13 protein-coding genes are annotated in these 21,295 nt (G+C 37.8%); 11 read left to right on the top strand and 2 right to left on the bottom strand.

Annotated features, from left to right (window positions below):
* Nucleotides 1–505: 505 nt before the first annotated feature.
* Together ABD682_RS14100 and ABD682_RS14095 are read left to right on the top strand one after the other, a co-directional pair.
* Nucleotides 506–2,371: a DNA topoisomerase IV subunit B gene (locus tag ABD682_RS14100; RefSeq protein WP_344742221.1), complete on the top strand. Its 1,866-nt coding sequence runs from the start codon at nt 506–508 to the stop codon at nt 2,369–2,371.
* Between the two features lie 3 nt (nt 2,372–2,374).
* The gene (locus ABD682_RS14095; protein ID WP_344742220.1) at nt 2,375–5,032 is read left to right on the top strand and encodes a DNA gyrase/topoisomerase IV subunit A; all 2,658 of its coding nucleotides are present in this window, start codon (nt 2,375–2,377) and stop codon (nt 5,030–5,032) included.
* A gap of 32 nt (nt 5,033–5,064) precedes the next feature.
* On the opposite strand, the gene ABD682_RS14090 is transcribed toward ABD682_RS14095, so the two are convergent.
* Complete coding sequence (locus ABD682_RS14090; protein WP_344742219.1) at nt 5,065–6,324, bottom strand: carboxypeptidase-like regulatory domain-containing protein; 1,260 nt, start codon at nt 6,322–6,324, stop codon at nt 5,065–5,067.
* Between the two features lie 194 nt (nt 6,325–6,518).
* Between ABD682_RS14090 and bshC the strand changes: the two genes are divergently transcribed.
* The 8 genes from bshC to ABD682_RS14050 all read left to right on the top strand — a co-directional run bounded on the left by bshC (nt 6,519) and on the right by ABD682_RS14050 (nt 17,977).
* On the top strand, nt 6,519–8,111 hold the full coding sequence (gene bshC / locus ABD682_RS14085; protein WP_344742218.1) for a bacillithiol biosynthesis cysteine-adding enzyme BshC: 1,593 nt from the start codon (nt 6,519–6,521) through the stop codon (nt 8,109–8,111).
* A gap of 3 nt (nt 8,112–8,114) precedes the next feature.
* Complete coding sequence (locus ABD682_RS14080; protein ID WP_344742217.1) at nt 8,115–9,488, top strand: pyridoxal phosphate-dependent decarboxylase family protein; 1,374 nt, start codon at nt 8,115–8,117, stop codon at nt 9,486–9,488.
* Between the two features lie 61 nt (nt 9,489–9,549).
* Nucleotides 9,550–11,085, top strand: a complete 1,536-nt coding sequence (gene guaA, locus ABD682_RS14075) for a glutamine-hydrolyzing GMP synthase (protein WP_344742216.1) — start codon at nt 9,550–9,552, stop codon at nt 11,083–11,085.
* Nucleotides 11,086–11,255: 170 nt separating this feature from the next.
* Nucleotides 11,256–13,193, top strand: coding sequence for a LysM peptidoglycan-binding domain-containing protein (locus ABD682_RS14070; RefSeq protein ID WP_344742215.1), 1,938 nt, complete (start codon nt 11,256–11,258; stop codon nt 13,191–13,193).
* Between the two features lie 22 nt (nt 13,194–13,215).
* Nucleotides 13,216–13,443, top strand: coding sequence for a DUF3820 family protein (locus tag ABD682_RS14065; protein ID WP_344742214.1), 228 nt, complete (start codon nt 13,216–13,218; stop codon nt 13,441–13,443).
* A gap of 112 nt (nt 13,444–13,555) precedes the next feature.
* Nucleotides 13,556–15,196: a CTP synthase gene (pyrG, locus tag ABD682_RS14060; RefSeq protein WP_344742212.1), complete on the top strand. Its 1,641-nt coding sequence runs from the start codon at nt 13,556–13,558 to the stop codon at nt 15,194–15,196.
* 75 nt (nt 15,197–15,271) lie between these two features.
* Nucleotides 15,272–17,167 carry a membrane protein insertase YidC gene (yidC, locus tag ABD682_RS14055; RefSeq protein ID WP_344742210.1) on the top strand — a complete coding sequence of 632 codons (1,896 nt, stop codon included), beginning with the start codon at nt 15,272–15,274 and terminating at the stop codon, nt 17,165–17,167.
* A gap of 105 nt (nt 17,168–17,272) precedes the next feature.
* A complete protein-coding gene (locus ABD682_RS14050; protein WP_344742208.1) occupies nt 17,273–17,977 on the top strand; it encodes a toxin-antitoxin system YwqK family antitoxin in 705 nt (234 codons plus the stop codon).
* Between the two features lie 80 nt (nt 17,978–18,057).
* Here ABD682_RS14050 and ABD682_RS14045 read toward each other — a convergent pair whose 3' ends face one another.
* Nucleotides 18,058–19,917 carry a fasciclin domain-containing protein gene (locus ABD682_RS14045; protein WP_344742206.1) on the bottom strand — a complete coding sequence of 620 codons (1,860 nt, stop codon included), beginning with the start codon at nt 19,915–19,917 and terminating at the stop codon, nt 18,058–18,060.
* Nucleotides 19,918–20,102: 185 nt separating this feature from the next.
* On the opposite strand from ABD682_RS14045, the gene mnmA reads away from it, so the two are divergent.
* Nucleotides 20,103–21,290: a tRNA 2-thiouridine(34) synthase MnmA gene (gene mnmA, locus ABD682_RS14040; RefSeq protein ID WP_344742205.1), complete on the top strand. Its 1,188-nt coding sequence runs from the start codon at nt 20,103–20,105 to the stop codon at nt 21,288–21,290.
* Nucleotides 21,291–21,295 lie beyond the last annotated feature (5 nt).

Below are 21,295 nucleotides of genomic sequence, written 5' to 3'. Positions count from 1 at the left end.
TCACTATCGTCATTCCTGCGCAGGCAGGAATCCACAGGACTGATTGTCTTTTTTTTAGGTTAAAGATTCCCACCATTGCAGGAATGACTGATTGCTCAAGGTTTTTGGCTTACTTGAAGATTTGTCTTAATTTTTAACGAAATGTTCAAGGAAGCAATACACCCGCGTTAGGGATAGTAGCGGAAAGCCCACAGCGAGGGACGAGCGCGGACTTGTAGCGGATAGCCCGACCCGCAGGGGAACGCCCGAAAAAAAATATAAAAGTGTTATGATAATTTATAGATTCCCGCCTTCGCGGGAATGACAAATCGTTTTACTCGCATTGACGGTGAGATTCTTCGCTAGTGCTCTGAATGACAAAAATAAATTCGTAATGACGGCCTGATTATCAATGTTCTCAACAATTTTGCCGATTTATTGTTAATTACTTTGTGAAGCGGTTGTTTTATTTTTTATGGTGTTGTGTTATATTAGCGACCTACCTTAAAACCCCTGCATTTTTAATATGACTACAGAAACGAAATATACCGAAGAGAATATACGTTCACTGGACTGGAAGGAGCATATCCGCATGCGTCCCGGAATGTATATCGGGAAACTTGGTGATGGTTCGTCTCCGGATGACGGTATATACATTCTTTTAAAGGAAGTGCTGGATAACTCCATCGACGAATATGTGATGGGGGCCGGAAAAACCATTGAGGTATCCATTCAAGGCAATAAAGTGATCGTTCGTGATTACGGTCGTGGTATTCCTCTCGGAAAAGTGGTAGATGTAGTTTCCAAAATGAATACCGGAGGAAAGTACGATTCTAAGGCCTTTAAGAAATCTGTGGGATTGAATGGTGTTGGTACCAAGGCCGTAAATGCCTTGTCGTATTATTTTAGAGTTGAATCTACGCGTGATGGGAAATCGGCTTCTGCCGAATTTGAACAAGGTAATCTGAAGGATAAAGAATTATTGGATGACACCTCACGTAGAAAAGGTACCAAAGTATCGTTCATTCCGGACGAAACCATTTTTAAGAACTACAAATACAGAAGTGAATATGTAGTTAAAATGTTGAAGAACTATGTATACCTGAATCCAGGACTGACCATAGTTTTTAACGGTGAGAAATATTACAGCGAGAATGGGTTAAAGGATCTTTTAAGTGAAAATATTAATGATTCCGATCTTTTATATCCAATTATTCACTTGCGTGGTGACGATATTGAAGTGGCCTTAACCCATAGTAAAACACAATATAGTGAAGAATATCATTCTTTTGTAAACGGTCAGAATACCACTCAAGGCGGAACACATTTGAATGCGTTTCGTGAGGCGTTGGTAAAAACCATTCGCGAATTTTACGGAAAGAATTACGATGCTTCGGACGTTCGAAAATCTGTGGTTAGTGCTATTTCTATCAAGGTTATGGAGCCGGTTTTTGAGAGTCAGACCAAAACGAAATTGGGCTCTACAGATATGGGTGGTGATTACCCTACGGTTCGTACCTACGTGAATGATTTCCTTAAAACTCATCTGGATAATTATTTACACAAGAACCCTGAAACTGCAGAAAAGATACAACGTAAAATTCTTCAGGCGGAACGCGAAAGAAAAGAACTTTCCGGTATTCGAAAATTGGCGAAAGACCGTGCTAAAAAAGCCAGTCTTCACAATAAAAAATTACGCGATTGCCGCATTCATTTTGGTGATACCAAAAGTGAACGAAATCTGGAAACCACCTTGTTCATTACTGAGGGAGATTCGGCTTCGGGAAGTATTACTAAATCTCGAGACGTGAATACGCAGGCCGTTTTTAGTTTGAAAGGAAAACCTTTGAACTGTTACGGACTCACTAAGAAGATCGTTTATGAGAACGAGGAGTTCAACCTCTTGCAAGCGGCATTGAATATTGAAGAATCTCTTGAAGATCTGCGATACAACAATGTGGTAATTGCTACGGATGCCGATGTAGATGGTATGCATATTCGCCTGTTATTGATCACTTTCTTTTTACAATTTTTCCCTGAAGTAATTAAAGAAGGCCATTTGTATATTTTACAAACCCCGCTATTCCGTGTTCGAAATAAAAAAGAAACCATTTATTGTTATTCTGACGAAGAACGTAAAGCGGCAATAGAAAAATTAAAACCAAAACCGGAGATCACCCGATTTAAAGGGCTGGGTGAGATCTCACCGGATGAATTCAAACACTTTATTGGTGATGATATGCGATTGGATCCCGTGATGCTCGATGATAACATGTCGATCGATGAGTTACTCGAGTTCTATATGGGGAAAAATACGCCTTCACGCCAGGAATTCATCATAGACAATTTGAAAGTAGAGTTAGATTTAATTGAAGACGAGAAAGTGTCCTAATCCATGATTGACGAAACCAACGACGAATTAAATAACCAACCTGAAGAAGAGTCACAAGAAACCATAACCCGGGTTACCGGCATGTATAAAGATTGGTTCTTGGACTATGCCTCATACGTGATTCTGGAGCGTGCAGTTCCTGCCATTGAAGACGGGTTTAAGCCGGTGCAACGCAGGATTATGCATTCGATGAAGGATCTCGATGATGGTCGCTATAACAAAGTAGCCAATATTGTAGGCCATACCATGCAATACCATCCCCATGGTGATGCCAGTATTGCTGATGCTATGGTACAAATTGGTCAGAAAGACTTACTAATTGATACTCAAGGAAACTGGGGAAATATACTTACCGGTGATGGTGCAGCTGCTTCACGTTACATCGAAGCGCGTTTATCCAAATTTGCCCTGGATGTTGTCTTTAATCCTAAAATAACGGAATGGCAGGCTAGTTATGACGGCCGACGAAAGGAACCCGTGAACCTTCCGGTGATGTTTCCACTTTTGTTAGCACAAGGCGGCGAAGGTATTGCTGTAGGGTTATCGACCAAGATATTGCCTCATAACTTTATCGAATTGATCGATGCTTCAGTAAAACACTTACAAGGCAAACGCTTTACATTAGTTCCGGATTTCCCTACCGGAGGTGAAGCCGACTTTTCAAATTATAATGATGGTATGCGCGGCGGACGTATTCGTGTTCGTGCCAAAATTTCGCAGTTAGATAAAAATACTTTAGTTATTACTGAAGTACCCTACGGAACAACGACCTCTACATTAATAGATTCTATTTTAAAAGCCAATGATAAAGGCAAGATCAAGATCAAGAAAATTGAGGACAACACGGCAGCTGAGGTGGAAATTCTGGTACATTTACCTTCAGGTTTATCGCCTGATAAAACTATCGACGCTCTTTATGCCTTTACAAGTTGTGAAACCTCCATTTCGCCTTTAGGTTGTGTTATTGAAGATAATAAACCCTTATTTATTGGGGTTACAGAAATGTTACGTCGTTCTACGGATAATACAGTAGACTTACTAAAACAAGACCTCGAAATCAAATTAGGCGAACTTGAAGAACAATGGCATTTCGCCTCTCTTGAGCGTATCTTTATTGAAAACCGGGTGTATCGTGATATTGAAGAAGAAGAAACCTGGGAAGGTGTTATAAAAGCGATCGATGAAGGTTTAAAACCGCACATAAAACATTTGAAGCGTGCCGTAACGGAGGAAGATATTGTTCGCCTGACTGAAATTCGAATCAAGCGTATTTCAAAATTCGATATAGACAAAGCACAACAAAAAATTGAAGCTTTAGAAGCTCAGATCGCTGAGATCAAGCATCATTTGGAACATCTTATTGATTATGCAGTGGCTTATTTCAAACGCCTTAAGAAAGATTATGGTGAAGGTCGCGAGCGTAAAACGGAGATCAAGATCTTTGATGATGTGGATGCGACCAAAGTAGTTATTCGAAATACAAAATTATATGTAAACCGTGAAGAAGGTTTTATAGGAACATCCCTTCGTCGCGACGAATATGTTTGCGATTGTAGTGATATCGATGATATCATTGTATTTACGGCAGAAGGTAAAATGATGGTTACAAAAGTGGATGCCAAAACCTTCATTGGTAAAGATATCATTCACGTTGCCGTTTTCAAGAAAAAAGACAAGCGTACCATTTACAATATGATCTATCGCGATGGTAAAGGTGGACCTTCATACATCAAACGCTTTGCTGTTACCAGTATGACCCGCGATCGTGAATACGACCTTACAAACGGGTCAAAGAACTCAAAAGTCTTATATTTCTCTGCCAATCCGAATGGTGAGGCCGAGGTTGTTACTGTACATCTGCGTCAGGCTGGAAGTATTAAAAAATTGAAATGGGATATTGATTTTGCTGATATCATTATAAAAGGACGCACTTCGAAAGGTAATTTGGTAACAAAATATACCATAAAGCGTATCGAACTTAAAGAAAAAGGTGTTTCCACCTTGAAACCCCGAAAGATCTGGTTCGACGATACCGTTGAACGTTTAAATGTTGATGGCAGAGGAGAATTGGTCGGTGAATTCCGTGGGGAAGATCGTATTCTGATCATCAAACAAAATGGTGTAGCAAAAACCATTATTCCTGAACTAACCACACATTTTGACAGCGATATGATCGTGATGGAAAAATGGATTCCTAAAAAGCCTATTTCTGCGATTTATTACAATGGTGAAAAAGAATTGTACTATGTGAAGCGCTTTTTAATAGAGAATGAAGGCAAAGAGGAGTTGTTTATTTCAGAACATCCAAATTCACAACTGGAAGTGGTTTCCACGGACTGGCGACCGGTAGCTGAAGTTGTTTTTGCCAAAGAGCGCGGAAAAGATCGTAAAGACAATCTTGAGGTTGACCTGGAAGATTTTATTGCTGTTAAAGGAATTACTGCCTTAGGTAATCAATTAACCAAGGACAAGGTGAATCAAATTAATTTACTGGATCCTTTGCCATACGAAGCGCCGGAGGAGGTGCATGCAGATGATTTGGAAGTTGTAGATGAAGAAGATCTATCCACTTCCAAAGAGGAAGATTCTTCAAATACGAATAATAAGTCAAATTCAAAAGAAGATAAATCACAAGCAACCTTATTCGATGAGGAAGAATAAGGTTGCTTAATGGATTTATTTAATTCGTTACATCAAGACCGTTCCAATTGTCTTTGAATTTTCTTTATTGCTGATTCTATGGACTTTTCGGGTTCAATAATATTATATTCTCCCCAGAATCTTGGATCTGAGAATCCTGAAGCCTTATCAACAAGCACGGTTGAAGGTCTTAAAATATTCTCGTCGTTTTTTGCAGTAGCATTTTCACTTAATTTCCAGTCAGTAATAGCCATTTCACTTTTCAAATTGTACACACTATTGAACAAACGGCCTTTCCAATTTACCTTAAAGGTAAGGTCGATATTGCTGTATGCAAACTGCCATGAACCACCTTTGTTTCTGTAAGTTACGGTATAGTGGGCTTCCGTTGGATAAACATCTACACGCCGGGGTTTTTTACGAACATACATCCTGCTGGTTAACTCTTTATTTTCCACATTTAAACGGTAGTCTGCCTTGATCAAAGCCAGCGAAGAAGCATCGATATATAATTTGCCATAATATAAAGGTCGAACAACTTCACGTTTTTGTTTAAAATTTATAACGTAAACCGGTGTGTCATTGATTTGCGTAGATTTTCCAAAGGAAAAATCATAACTCGATATATCATCATAATCAAAAATATATTCAGGATAACGAACAATATCCGTATATAAATTGCTAAATGGCCCGCCTTGCAATTTAAGAGCTAGGGTATCTAATCTGGAGTAATCTGTGCTTTTTCTGGCTTTTACAAGTTCAATGCCATCACGTCTGAAACCTACATTTGGTCGTCTATGAATTAAAAGGACGGCCTCTGATAAAGAGGCATCGCGACGACGTTTTCTAATAGTTTCGCGGTAAAAGGCGGTCATTAAAGTGTTATCAACGTTATATAGTTTTCCGCGCTTATCCATAACCGCATCAAACAAACTTTTAGCATTTTTAAATGAAGCGATCTCAATTTCTTTGAGTTGTGTTACGGCCGGACTTAAAGCTATAGTTATCTCATCCGTTAGATCGGATATGGGAATTTCCTGTTTAATGTATCCCAATCTGGATATGATCAATGTTCCATTAAGTTGCGAGCTGGGAATCTTTAATAAAAATTCGCCATCTGAATTTGTAATCGTTGTAATATTAGACTCCTTTACAGCAAGATCTGTAAGCATTAATGGGTCTTTGGTATTACGGTCTATAACCACACCCTTTACTTCTTTAAAGGCTTGTGTTTCTTGAGCGGTGATCCTAAAAAAGGTAAAAAAAAGTAAGACGACAATTGGGGTAAATTTTAAGATTGTTTTCTTTTTCATATTGTTTGTTACAAAAGGTTTAATTTTAAGTAATTAAAATACGAAATTCTTAAGAAATAATGTCAAATTTTATGTTAATTTCAATCGTTTTGATATGTAATTATAACTGAGGTTTCAGGCTTTTTACTCTTAACGTTATTTTTAGATTTAAAAAATTTAAATAGACGTATCTTTACGTGATTTTTTAACACGCTATGCAAACAGAATACATACCATTTAAAAAAACAGGCTATTTCACTTCATTAATTACAGATTATCTGGCGGAAGATCCTAAAATTGAACCTTTCTATAATCGTTTTCCAAAGTTAAATTCTTTTAAAGTACAGATAGAAGAAACTAAAAAGGTCTTTCCGGAATCGCATCGTTCCGTACTTGCCGAGGTATTGAAGGAGCAATATGCAAATTCTGAAATGTCGGAAAAAACAAAAACCAATATAGCTGCGTTAAAAAATTCCAACACTTTTACGATCACTACAGGTCACCAGCTTAATCTATTTACCGGTCCGTTATATTTTCTTTACAAGATCATTTCAACTATAAATCTAACCAAAACGTTAAAAGAACACTATCCCGATTACCACTTTGTACCCATGTATTGGATGGCTACGGAAGATCATGATTTTGATGAGATCAATTATTTCAATTTCAAAGGAGGGAAAATGCGTTGGTCTAAAGAGACAAACGGCGCTGTTGGAGAACTTGATACTTCAGGTTTAGATTCTGTTTTCAACGTAATTTCAGAGGCATTCGGTGATAGTTTTGTAGCTCAGGACCTCAAGAAATTGTTTGAAGCGAGCTATTTGAAACATGATAATTTAGCTGATGCCACCAGATATTTGGCAAATGCTTTGTTTAAAGAAGCGGGTTTGGTTATTATCGATGCGAATGATAGAGACCTGAAACAGCTCTTTTCACCCTATGTTAGAATGGAACTTTTGGAGCAATGTTCCCATAAAAAAGTGACTGAAACCAATGCCGAACTGGAGAAACATTATGGTTTGCAAGTAAATCCCCGTGCGATCAACTTATTTTATTTGAATGCCAATCTACGGGAGCGAATCGTTTTTGAAAATGAGGTTTATAAGGTGTTGAATACTGATATTATTTGGTCTGAAGCTGAGGTTTTAAAGGAATTGGAACAACATCCCGAACGCTTTTCACCAAATGTGATCATGCGGCCGTTATACCAGGAAGTTATACTCCCTAATTTATGTTATATCGGTGGTGGCGGAGAATTAGCATATTGGTTTCAGTTAAAAGGTTTTTTTGAACATGTTCAGGTTCCTTATCCGATCTTACTTTTAAGAAACTCGGTTTTAATTCAAACTAAAAAGCAAAAAGAAAAACTTGAAAAACTTGGTGTTACCACTGAAGCTTTATTTCAAGATCAGGATGTATTAATTAATAAAAAGGTTGAAGAACTTTCAGAGATCGACATCGACTTTACACCTCAAAAAGACTATTTAAAACAGCAGTTCAAAGATTTGTATACCCTGGCAGAGCAAACCGATAAATCCTTTATTGGTGCTGTTAAGGCTCAGGAGGTAAAGCAAATCAATGGTCTTGAAAAACTTGAAAAACGATTGTTGCGAGCACAAAAGCGGAAACTTTCGGATCATGTAGAACGATTAACCAGGCTGCAAAATGAATTATTTCCACAACGTGGATTGCAAGAACGAAACACTAATTTTTCAGAATTTTATCTGGAATATGGAGATACTTTAATTCCAAGCTTGTTAGAATGCTTAGATCCATTTTGTGGAGAATTTTTAATCCTAACGCTATAAATTATGCACAAAATAGACATGGATTTGGTAGAAATGACTATGGATGTCATGAAATATGTCATCGATAGAATTTCTAATACCCAGACTACAATTAATAAACCTAAAAAAGCAGAAGAACTTAAGGCGCTTGTTGGAGAGACCATCACCAAGGAAGGGATCGGAGGCGAGAAAGCTTTTAACCTTTGGAAGGAGTATTTAACCAAATCCAATGTCCCGATCGATCATCCCAGACATTTAGCCTTTGTGCCCGCATCACCTACCAGGGCAGCGATCATGTTCGATCTGGTAACTTCGGCTTCCAGTATTCATGGCGCCTATTGGATGGAAGGTGCCGGCGGTATTTTTTGCGAAAATGAAGCGATGCGCTGGATGGTATCGCTCACAGGATTACCTGAAGGTGCTTTTGGCGTATTTACCAGTGGAGGAACAGCAGCAAACCTGTCGGCGATCGTAGCAGCCCGCGAGTATTGGCGCAGTTTAGATGTTGTTAATGAAAATAAAAAAGGATTGGTAATTACTTCTATTGGAGCGCATTCATCCATAAAGGCCATGGCTAAAGTTGCCGATGTAGAAATTTTATTAGTAGATACCGAAGATGTGATGACTGCGGAAGCTTTACAAGAAGTTATTTATAATTTAACAAGTGAAGAACGCAAGCGCCTTTTCGCAGTGGTTGCTACAGGAGGAACTACAAACGCAGGTATTATTGACGATCTGTACGGTATTGGATCGCTTTGTGAAAGAGAGCATTTATGGTTTCATGTAGATGCAGCTTATGGTGGCGGCGCTTTAGTGGCAGATTCTGTAAGGCATTTATTCAACGGGATTGAAAAAGCAGACAGCATTACTATCGATCCTCATAAATGGATGTTTTCTCCCTATGATTGTGGTGCGGTGATATATAAAAATCCTGAGTTGGCAAAGAATGCGCACTCTCAAGAGGGTTCTTATTTAGATATTTTTAAAGATGAAGGTGCTCATGGGTTCAATCCAACAGATTATCAAATTCAGTTAACACGTCGGGTTCGTGGTTTGCCATTTTGGTTTTCTTTAGCCATGCACGGAACAGATCGATACAAACAAGCGGTAGAGCGTGGGATTGAATTAGCGCAAATTGCAGGTGAAATGATCACTAAAATGGATCATGTGGAATTGGTTCGGGAACCGAGTTTGTCTTGTGTATTATACCGACGTGTAGGTTGGGAGCCGGATGATTATACCCATTGGACCTACGAGAATCATGAAAAAGGGTTTGCGCTTGTAACACCAACAAAATGGAAAACGGGAGCATCTTTTGAAACCGTTTCGCGTTTTTGTTTTATCAATCCGGATACGACTGAAGATGATATCGAGCAGATTTTAAAATCGATGATTTGATTGTTCATAAAAAATGAGAACTTCAAATATGCCAATTTAAAATCAATTATTACTTTTGCGCATGCAACATGATAAGGTACTCATTTTAGACTTCGGATCGCAATACACACAGCTTATTGCCCGTCGGGTTAGAGAACTCAACATTTACTCCGAAATTCATCCATTCAACAAAATTCCAAACAATCTATCTGAATTTAAAGCGGTAATTCTTTCCGGTAGCCCGAATTCGGTGCGAGGTGAAGATGCTTTGCATCCGGACCTTTCCGAGATCAGAGGGGAAAAACCCATGTTGGCCGTTTGTTACGGCGCACAATATTTAGCTCACTTTTCAGGAGGTGAAGTAGCGCCCTCTAGTACGAGAGAATATGGTAGAGCGAATTTGTCTTCAATAAAAAAAGAAGAACCTTTTTTTGCCGGAATTAGTGAAGGAAGTCAAGTTTGGATGAGCCACAGTGATACCATCAAGCAATTACCGGATAACGGCGTGTTACTGGCTAGTACCAGCGATGTTGAAAATGCAGCGTTTAAAATTGAAGGCGAAACCACTTATGCCATTCAATTTCATCCGGAAGTGTATCATACGACAGACGGAAAATTATTATTACAAAACTTCCTGGTTAATATTGCAGGCTTGAATCAGGATTGGACGCCGGCTTCTTTTGTTGAAGAAACCGTTGAAGCCATTCAGGAAAAAGTTGGTAATGATAAGGTAGTTCTTGGTCTTTCAGGAGGTGTAGATTCTAGTGTAGCTGCAGTATTGTTGAATAAAGCTATTGGTAAAAACTTGTATTGCATTTTTGTAAATAATGGTTTATTACGGAAAAATGAATTTGAAAATGTGCTACAACAATACGAAGGTATGGGGCTAAACGTTAAAGGTGTTGATGCTTCCGGTCGTTTTTTAGCCGCTTTAAAAGGTATTGAAGATCCGGAGCAAAAACGAAAAGCTATCGGAAATGCCTTCATTGAAGTTTTTGATGATGAAGCCCACAAAATAAAAGATGTAAAATGGCTGGCCCAAGGTACCATTTACCCGGATGTTATAGAAAGTGTTTCAGCAACCGGAGGTCCTTCGGCAACTATTAAAAGTCACCACAACGTTGGTGGATTACCGGATTTTATGAAATTGAAAGTTGTGGAACCTTTACGCGCTATTTTTAAAGATGAAGTACGTCGTGTGGGCGCTACTCTAGGAATTAATCCCGAATTATTGGGCAGACACCCATTTCCAGGTCCCGGATTAGGCATTAGAATTCTCGGTGATATTACGGCTGAAAAGGTGCGTATTTTACAGGAAGTTGATGCTATTTTTATCGACGGACTTAAAGCCTGGGGGTTGTATGATCAGGTTTGGCAGGCCGGAGCCATGCTTTTGCCGGTGAACAGTGTGGGAGTTATGGGAGATGAACGTACCTATGAAAAATGTGTCGCTTTAAGAGCGGTTGAAAGTACTGATGGCATGACGGCAGATTGGGTAAATTTACCGTACGCCTTTCTTCAGAAAGTTTCGAATGATATCATTAATAAAGTAAAAGGTGTAAATCGTGTGGTATACGATATCAGTTCAAAACCTCCGGCAACGATAGAGTGGGAGTAAGATTTGATTTTTACCTATATCCTTCGGAAAACATTTAAAGAATCCGACAATTACTGTATTCTGTGCTGTGTTAAAATAAAAGACCTCAAATTTAGTTATAACATTGGCATCTTATTTGCAGAAAAAGAACGTATATTATTACATTAGTATCCGTTAGAAAAAAACAACTCATGAAGAAATTATTTTTAGTCTCAATTCTGGTTTTCTTTTTTGGAATTCAAACATTAAAAGCACAAAATTTTAGTACCCATCAGGTTAAAGAAGGAGAAACCGTAGAATCGATCGCAAAAAAATACTACGTAACACCTTCAGACATTTATACTTACAATCCGGATGCTAAGAAAGGGTTGAAGCCTAATACGATTTTAATTATCCCAATATCCAAGGCTAATGCACCGAAGGTTGTTGAAAAAAGAGAACTAACTGGTTTCAAAGAGCACAAAGTTCGCCGTAAAGAAACCTTATATAGTCTCGCCAAAGAATATCATGTTGATGAAGAAGATATCAAGCAGTATAATAGATCCTTGTATGCAAAACCTTTACAAAAAGGCGATAAAATTCAAATCCCTGTATATAAAATAACGGAAGTAGTTGAAGAAAACCCCGATTTTAAAACGTATATCGTTCAGCCGAAAGAAGGAAAATGGCGTGTTGCTTATAAGTTCGGGATCACGATCGATCAGTTGGAAGAATTAAACCCGGATATGGGCGAAGTGCTTCAGGAAGGTCAGGAATTGAAAGTACCAAATATTGAGAAAGATGCAGAAAACAAGGTAGATTATACTTACAGCTATTATAAAGTTTTACCGAAAGAAGGCTTTTATCGTCTAAAATTGAAATTGGGCCTGGATGAAACGCAGTTAGATTCGCTTAATCCCGGTTTGAAGGAAAGCGGTTTAAAGGCTGGTATGATCCTCAAAGTTCCTTATGGAAAAGGGTCCACTGATCTGGTTGATGAAACTGCTTCCTATGCCGTAAACCTGGTAGATAGTATTTCTGATTATAATGAGAAACACATAGCGGTTATGCTGCCTTTCAGATTGAATCGGGTAGAATTTGATTCCGTAAATAATACAAAACGAAGTATCAAAACTGATCCGTACCTCAAGGCTTCGTTGGATTTCTATTCAGGCGTACTAATGGCTTTGGATTCTTTAAAAACCCTTGGTATTTCAGTAAAAGTAGATGTTTTTGATACTAAAAATGAACTCAGCAGAGTATCCTCAATTATAGTTGAAAATGATTTTGAAAATATGGATGCTGTAATAGGTCCGCTTATTTCCAATAATTTTGAAAAAGCCTCTTCAGAACTTCGACGCACGAATGTTCCTATTTTTTCACCTATTGGTACAAATTTGAATTTATACGATAATGTATTTCAAACACGACCTTCAGATGATTTATTGAAAGAAAAGGTGGTAAATTATGTAAAAAAAGATACGTCGGCTGCTAATGTTCTGATCATAACTGATTCTAAACACATCAATACGGCGAATGAATTGAAAAATGATTTTTCAAGAGCTCAAATCATTCAATCCAGAAAAAATAAGGATGGAGAAGATGTGAATTATGTATTGGTTGATGACATAAAGGATCATTTAAAACCTGGTAATAATAAGGTTTTTCTTGAAACTGAAAATGCCGGTTTTGCTTCGAATGTTACCAGTGTTTTAGCTTCTTTGATTCAAAAGGAAAATAAGGAAGAAGAATTGCCGGAGATTAATATTAGATTATACACCACGAACTTTAATTCGGCTTTTACGGGCGATGAAATTTCCAATGAACATTTATCCAAACTTCAGTTTTCTTATGCTACCGGTTCCAGAAGCTATAGCGATATTGAGCCTGATAGTTTTGTAAAACATTATGCTCGGAATTACAACATCACTCCAAATAAATGGGCGGTGAAAGGCTTCGACTTAACCATGGATGTGGTACTTCGTTTAGTGTCTTCTGAAAATCTGTATCAATCGGTTATTAAAGCACCTATGACGGAATATGTAGAAAACAAATTCGCTTACAAGAAGAAACTTTTCGGTGGTTATTACAACGATACAGCCTATTTAGTGAAATATGATCAGCTTAACATTGTTGTGGTTGAGCAGTGATTTAATTTTTTAAAACATGCTCATGCTCCCTGATAAGGAATTTCTAATCAAACTTGCACATACAAAAATGCCATTCGGGCAGTACAAAGACCGCTATTTAATTGATCTTCCGGAGCATTATATGGTGTTCTATCACAGAAAAGGTTTTCCTAAAGGGCAACTCGGACTTATGATGGCTCAAGTTTATGAGCTAAAAATAAATGGTCTGGAATATTTGGTTCGAAAAATCAAAAAAGAATATCCGAAATAGCTAATTTATTGTTCAGGTCGATGTTGTTAACAAGTCCGCCTGAAATATGTAAATAACTATTCCTGATTAACTGTTTTAATTTTGTAAATTTGCCTGCGTTTATAAGCGCAACATGACAAACAAAGCAAAATACATATTTGTAACCGGAGGTGTAACTTCTTCTTTAGGAAAAGGTATTATCGCCGCCTCTTTGGCCAAATTACTTCAAGCTCAGGGATATCGTGTAACCATTCAAAAATTAGACCCTTACATTAATGTCGATCCGGGAACTTTAAACCCTTATGAACATGGCGAATGCTACGTCACGGAGGATGGAGCCGAGACGGATTTGGACCTTGGACATTATGAGCGGTTTTTGAATGTAAAAACGAGTCAGGCAAACAACGTTACTACAGGTAGAATTTATCAAAGTGTTATCGAAAAAGAGCGTCGTGGCGAGTTTTTAGGAAAAACGGTTCAGGTTGTACCGCATATCACTGATGAAATTAAGGAACGTGTTCAAATTCTTGGTAATTCAGGAGATTACGATATAATCATAACAGAAATTGGTGGTACGGTAGGTGATATTGAATCACTACCTTATGTTGAAGCCGTGCGTCAGTTACGATGGGATCTTGGGGATAATAATGGTATTGTTATCCATTTAACTTTGGTGCCTTATCTTTCCGCCGCAGGCGAATTAAAAACAAAACCTACACAACACAGTGTAAAAACCCTCATGGAAAGTGGGGTACAGGCTGATGTTTTGGTTTGTAGAACGGAACATCATTTGTCAGTCGATCTTCGTAAGAAACTGGCTTTGTTCTGCAACGTAAGAGAAGAAGCCGTGATCCAATCTATAGATGCTTCAACCATATATGAAGTTCCTAATTTTATGTTGAAAGAAGGTTTGGATAAGGTTGTTTTGAAAAAATTAAACCTAAAAAGCAAGGAGCCTGATATCCAAAAATGGAACGCTTTCTTAAAACGACTTAAAAATCCGAAAATGGAGATCAATATTGGATTGATCGGGAAGTATGTAGAATTACAGGATTCTTACAAATCTATTTTAGAAGCCATTATTCATGCCGGCGCTGAAAATGAGGTGAAGGTGAATGTGGAATCGATTCATTCAGAATACATTAATAAAGATAATGTAAGCGTAAAGCTAGAACATCTGGATGGCATTATAGTAGCTCCAGGATTTGGTGAGCGTGGTATTGAAGGTAAAATTGATGCCGTACAATTCGTAAGAGAAAATAATATTCCGTTTTTCGGTATTTGCTTAGGAATGCAAATGGCAGTCATTGAATTTTCCAGAAATGTTCTGGGCCTAAAAGAAGCGAACTCTACTGAAATGGATCCGAACACAAAATATCCTGTGATCGATATCATGGAAGAACAGAAGAGTATCACCCACATGGGTGGCACGATGCGTTTAGGAGCCTGGGATTGTGATCTGAAGCGTGAAAGTAGGGTTTGGGATATTTATAAATCAGAACATATAAAGGAACGTCACCGTCACCGTTATGAGTTCAACAGTGAATATATGGAACGTATCAAGGATGCTGGTATGATTCCAACAGGATTAAATCCGGATACCGGATTGGTTGAGATCATTGAAATTCCCGATCATCCCTGGTTTGTTGGAGTTCAATACCATCCGGAATACCGAAGCACCGTGGCGAATCCACATCCTTTATTTGTAGCCTTCGTAAAAGCTGCCCTAAATTATAATAAGAAAAATAGAGGTGTCAGAATGGCACAAAATTAAAAGTTGGACAGCTAATTGCTGTGCAGTTCTTATTCAAAAATGAATAAGACAGTTTTTTAATTTATATAACGATCAATGGAAGAAAAGAAACTCGACATTAATTCAATCATAGGATTTGTATTAATCTTCGTGATTTTGGCCTATATGCTGTGGCAAAATCAACCAACCCCTGAAGAACAGGCGGCACAACAAAAAGCCAAACAAGAGCAGGTTGAAAAAGAAAATAAAGAAAAGGCTAAAGAGCAAATAGATACAACCGCTACAGTTGAGGATTATACCGCTGATGCCACGGATTCCACAAAAGTTAATTCACTTAAAAATAAGTTAGGTGCTTTTGCTTTCTCCGGAATGAACGCGAAAGAAGAGCAGACTACCGTTGAAAGCGACTTGTATGAATTAAAGTTTGATAATAAAGGCGGGTATTTATCAGAGGTAAAATTAAAGAAATATGTGAACTACGATTCCGTTCCCATCTACCTGATCAAAAATAAAAATGCTTCGTTCAATATAAACTTCGGAACTACCGATAGCCGCATCTTAAACACCAAGGATCTTTATTTTAGGCCTACCGTTACTAAAAATGGCGATGAAACCATAGTTTCCATGAAGCTTGAAGTTTCAAAAACGCAATTTTTGGAGTACCGTTATGATATCAAGAAGGACGATTATATGATTGGGTTTACGGTACGTTCCCAGGGTTTAAGCGATATCATTAATAGTAGCCAGCCTATTAATTTAGATTGGACATTGAAAGGTTACCGCCATGCCAAAAGTATTTCTTACGAGAACCGCTACACTGATATTCATTATGATTACGAAGACGATAAAGCCGATTATATGGGGCGTCGTGATGAAGAAGAAACCATAAATGATGTTTCCTGGATTGGCTATAAACAACATTTCTTTGCATCGGTTTTATTAACAGATTCGAAGTTCAATAAGGTAACCTTAAAGTCAGAAAATCTCGTTAAAAATGAGGAGGTTGATACGTTGTATACTAAAAACTTCGCGTCTTCAATTCCTCTAACACTTCAAGCAGGAGAAATTAACCAGTCTATGGATTGGTATTATGGACCGAGTGATTATAAACTACTAAAAAAATACAACCGAAATCTGGATGAATTAGTGCCGCTAGGTTGGGGTATTTTTGGTTGGATCAACCGTTTTGTGTTCATTCCGCTATTTGGATTTTTAAGTGGCTTTTTACCTTACGGAATTGCTATTGTAGTGATGACGATTTTAGTAAAAATATTATTGTCCTTCGTTCAATACAAGCAGTTCTTATCGCAGGCTAAGTTGAAAATATTAAAGCCTGAATTAGATGAGATCCGAGAAAAATATAAGAACAATAAAATGAAGGCTCAGCAGGAAACTATGGCCTTGCAATCCAAAGCAGGTGCGAGTCCTATGGCAGGTTGCTTGCCGGCGCTAATACAGCTACCGGTGTTCTATGCCTTGTTCCAGTTTTTCCCTTCGGCCTTTGATCTGAGACAAAAGTCGTTTTTATGGGCGACTGACTTGTCATCGTATGACACCGTGGCTAATCTTCCTTTTCATATTCCTTTCTACGGTGATCACGTAAGTTTGTTCCCATTATTAGCGTCGATAGCGATCTTTTTCTATATGCGCTTAACGACAGGGCAAAATATGAATTCTCAACCCCAACAGGAAGGCATGCCTGATATGGCGAAGATGATGAAATACATGATGTATTTTTCACCAATTATGATGTTGTTCTTCTTTAATAATTATGCTTCCGGCTTGAGTTTATATTATTTTATTTCGAACTCGATAAGTATTGGAATTATCCTGGTGATCAAAAATTATATTCTTGATGAGGATAAAATTCATGCTCAGATTCAGGAAAATAAGAAAAAGCCTAAAAAGCAAAATCGTTTTCAGAAGAAAATGGCTGAAATGATGGAGCAAGCCGAACAACAAAAACAAATGCAAAATAAAAAGAAAAAATAGAATACTTTTAAAAGCTGCCAAATGGCAGCTTTTTTTTGTGCAATTTGAATTACTATTTTTCGTTTATAAATTAATTAAATAATCTAGGTTTTATTTTTTTCTAATATGAAGAAGTCACTCAATATTTTATGGATTATCCTTCTTTTTAATTTTCAAATGGGATTAACTCAGAATATTAATCAATTTGATGCAAACGGTAAGCGTCATGGCGTTTGGAAAAAGAATTTCGAAAATACAAAAGTTACACGTTACGAAGGTAAATTCGACCATGGGAAGGAAGTCGGAGAGTTTAAATTTTACATAAACGTGAATAACAAACCGGTTTTATCGGCAACCAAAGTGTTCCATCCGGACAATAATATAAGTGATGTCACCTTTTATACTTCCAAAGGAAAAGTGATTAGTGAAGGTCAGATGGACGGGAAAAAATATATCGGGACCTGGAAATTTTATCAAAAGAACTCAAATAAGCTATTAATTCTTGAAAATTATAATGATAATGGGGATCTAAATGGGGAACGTAATGTGTATTACGAAAATGGTCAGATCGCTGAAAAATCTAATTACTTAAATGGTCAATTAGAGGGTTTGTATAGTTGGTTTTCGGAAAAAGGTGTTAAAATTAAAGAACTCAACTATACTAATGGTGAGTTGTCCGGACCGGCCAATGTTTACGGTGCCGAAGGTGATCTTATTATTAAAGGTCAGTATAAAAACGGACAGAAAGTTGGTATCTGGACCTATTATGAAGACGGTAAGGTGACTGAGGAAAAAAACTTCTCAAGGCGAATTAATCCAAATAAGAAATAAAAAAAACCCCTCAGGGCATGAGGGGTCCTTTTTCATAGACAATTTTGAAGAATAAAACTGCCTACAATCAACAAACCAAACTAATTCATATTGGGTAATATCACTTTATCAATTACGTGTACTACGCCATTTGTTCCTTGTATATCTACTAAAGAGGTTATTATATTACTTACGCGACCATTTGCATCTGTTAAAGTAAATGCCGAAGCATCAGCTGTAATTGGTCCGCCAAGAGTTGCAACCTCTCCGCTTGTTAGCATACTTGATTGTACGTTAGCGTTTACAATGTGCATTAGTAATACAGCATCTACAGTATCTGTTGGGATATCGGTAAGAGCACTAACGCCTAATTCTGTTAATAAATCTCCAAAAGCATCATTCGTCGGAGCGAAAACTGTAAACGGTCCAGCAGTTGGCTCAGAAACAGTATCGATGTAAGGTACTGTAGGGGTGCCCGTGTCAGCATAAGCTAATACATCAACAAGAGTCGACAATGCCGGATTAGAAGTTGCAAAAGTTGCAATCGTTGGTAGATCGATTACCTTATCAACAACATGTATAATTCCGTTCGTAGCTAAAACATCAGGTACAACCACATCAGAGTAACCATTGAATGTTACACCTGCGGTTCCGTCATAGTAGAGACTTAATTTTGTTCCATTCGGACCATCGGCTAAGGTGTTCACATAACCCATACTTCCTGCAATGTCGCTGGATTTATAGTTTGTTCCCGCTACAACGTGATTTAATAAAATTTGAGTTAAAACATCAACAGGAACATCATCCAATGTTGCAAATCCTTTGTCGGCTAAAAATGCAGTAAATGCTTCATTTGTTGGTGCCAACACAGTCATACTGCCATCAGCGCTTAAGGCATCTACAAGATTGGCCTTAACTACCGCATCAACTAAAATGCTTAAATCAGGGTTTGCCTGAGCTGTTTCTACAACATTAACTCTTAAATCTGGTAAAATAACTTTATCAACTACATGTACTACACCATTGGTAGCTTGAATATCTGTTAGAGAAACGATTATTTGTATTTCACGTCCGTTAGCATCTGTAATGGTAAAAGCAGAAGCATCAGCTGTTACTGGTCCACCTAAAGTGTTTACAGTTCCACTAGTGAGTTGACTTGCTTGAATGTTACCGCTTACAATGTGCATAAGTAAGGTAGAATCTACCAGATCAGTAGAAATATCTGTTAAATTGTCAACGCCTAATTCTGCCAATAAATCTCCAAAGGCATCATTGGTAGGAGCAAAGACTGTAAAAGGACCTGCAGCACCGTCAGAAACTGTTTCTAGATAAGGAACGGTTGGCGATCCAGAATCTGCATAAGCAAGCACATCCACCAAGGTTGAAAGTGCTGGATTGGTTGTAGCGAAAGTTGCTATTGTTGGTAAATCAATCACCTTATCAACTACGTGAATTATTCCATTAGAGGCCATAACATCCGGAATAGCCACTTTTGAATTGCCATTAAACATAACGCCATCTGTACCATCGAAATAGATACTTAACTTACTTCCGTCAGGACCATCGGCTAAAGTATTAATGTAACCGGTTTGACCTAAAAATGAACTTGACACTATTTTTGTTCCGGGAATAACGTGGTTTAGTAAGATTTGAGTTAAAACGTCTGTCGGAACAGCATCTAAGGAACTAAAACCTTTTTCATTAAGGAATGCCATAAACGCATCATTTGTTGGTGCCAGCACGGTCATGTCGCCATCGGCGCTTAGGGCGTCGGCAAGATTGGCCTTAACTACAGCATCTACAAGGATACTTAAGTCAGGATTCTCCTGTGCGATTTCTACAATATTCATAGGAGTCTCCACGACAACGTTGTCATTTTTGTTATCATCACTACAGGAATTTAGTGTCACTGCAGCCAACAAGAACAGGGCGAAAAATTTTAGAAGTTTTGGTGATTTCATGTTTGTTTTCTTTTAATTAGCAAATTTGTTCAACAAATATAATAAAATTTTAAACAAAAAATAACTAAGTGTTTAAAAAAATTAACAAAACATTAAACATTTTTTTATTCATAGCCTTTTAGTTAAGCTTAAAACGTGTTTCAAATCAAGAGTTATTATGTATCTTTGTAGCCTAAAAAATGAATATGAAACGGGTAGTTATTGGACTTTCTGGTGGCGTAGATTCTAGTGTTGCTGCATATCTTTTAAAAGAGCAAGGGTATGAGGTTATAGGTCTGTTCATGAAAAACTGGCACGACGATTCGGTTACTATTTCTAATGAATGTCCATGGTTAGATGATAGTAACGACGCCATGTTAGTCGCTGAGAAACTTAATATTCCTTTTCAAACGGTCGATCTTAGCGAGCAGTACAAAACGCGGATCGTTGATTACATGTTCAAAGAGTATGAGCGCGGTCGAACTCCAAATCCTGATGTACTTTGTAATAGAGAAATTAAGTTCGATGTTTTTATGGACATGGCCATGGAACTGGGAGCGGACTATGTAGCTACGGGTCATTACTGTCGGAAAGGTGTTGTTGAAAAAGAGGGAAAAACTTTTTATCAGCTATTGAAAGGTGTTGATACCAATAAAGATCAGTCCTATTTTTTGTGTCAACTTTCTCAAGAACAATTATCTAAAGCTTTATTTCCAATAGGACATTTAACCAAACCTGAAGTTAGGAAAATTGCTGAAGATCTTGATTTGGTTACAGCTCATAAAAGGGACTCTCAAGGGTTATGTTTTATAGGAAAGGTGAAATTACCGGACTTTCTTCAGCAACAATTAAAACCCAAAGAAGGTGTAATTGTTGAAATTCCTGAAAGCCCTGAAATATTTAATGACACGCAACCAGAGTTTACTTCCGATGAGAGCAGACTACAATTTTTGTCTAAACGCAGACATTATTCTATTGATCAGGGTAAAATTGTAGGGAAGCATCAAGGTGCTCATTATTTCACCAAAGGTCAGCGGAAAGGCTTAGCTGTTGGAGGCACCAAGGAACCTTTATTCGTAATTGAAACCGATGTGGATGAAAATGTCATTTATACCGGACAAGGAAAAGCGCATCCCGGACTGCTTAAAAAAGTCTTGTTTGTGCAGGATGATGAATTACACTGGGTTCGTGAAGATTTAGCTTTAAAAACGGATGAAACTCTAAAAGTTGAGGCTCGTATTCGTTACCGACAACCTTTACAAAGCGCTACCTTGCACAAAGTTGTAGGCGGTTTGTATGTAGAGTTTGAAGCACTTCAATCTGCGATAACAGAAGGGCAATTTGTAGCCTGGTATTTAAATGATGAATTGGTAGGTTCCGGAGTTATCGCGTAATTATT

Origin of the sequence: Gaetbulibacter aestuarii, from assembly GCF_039537665.1 — a bacterium.
GTDB classification, from domain to species: domain Bacteria; phylum Bacteroidota; class Bacteroidia; order Flavobacteriales; family Flavobacteriaceae; genus Gaetbulibacter_A; species Gaetbulibacter_A aestuarii.
This window is presented reverse-complemented; position numbering and strand designations above follow the sequence as displayed.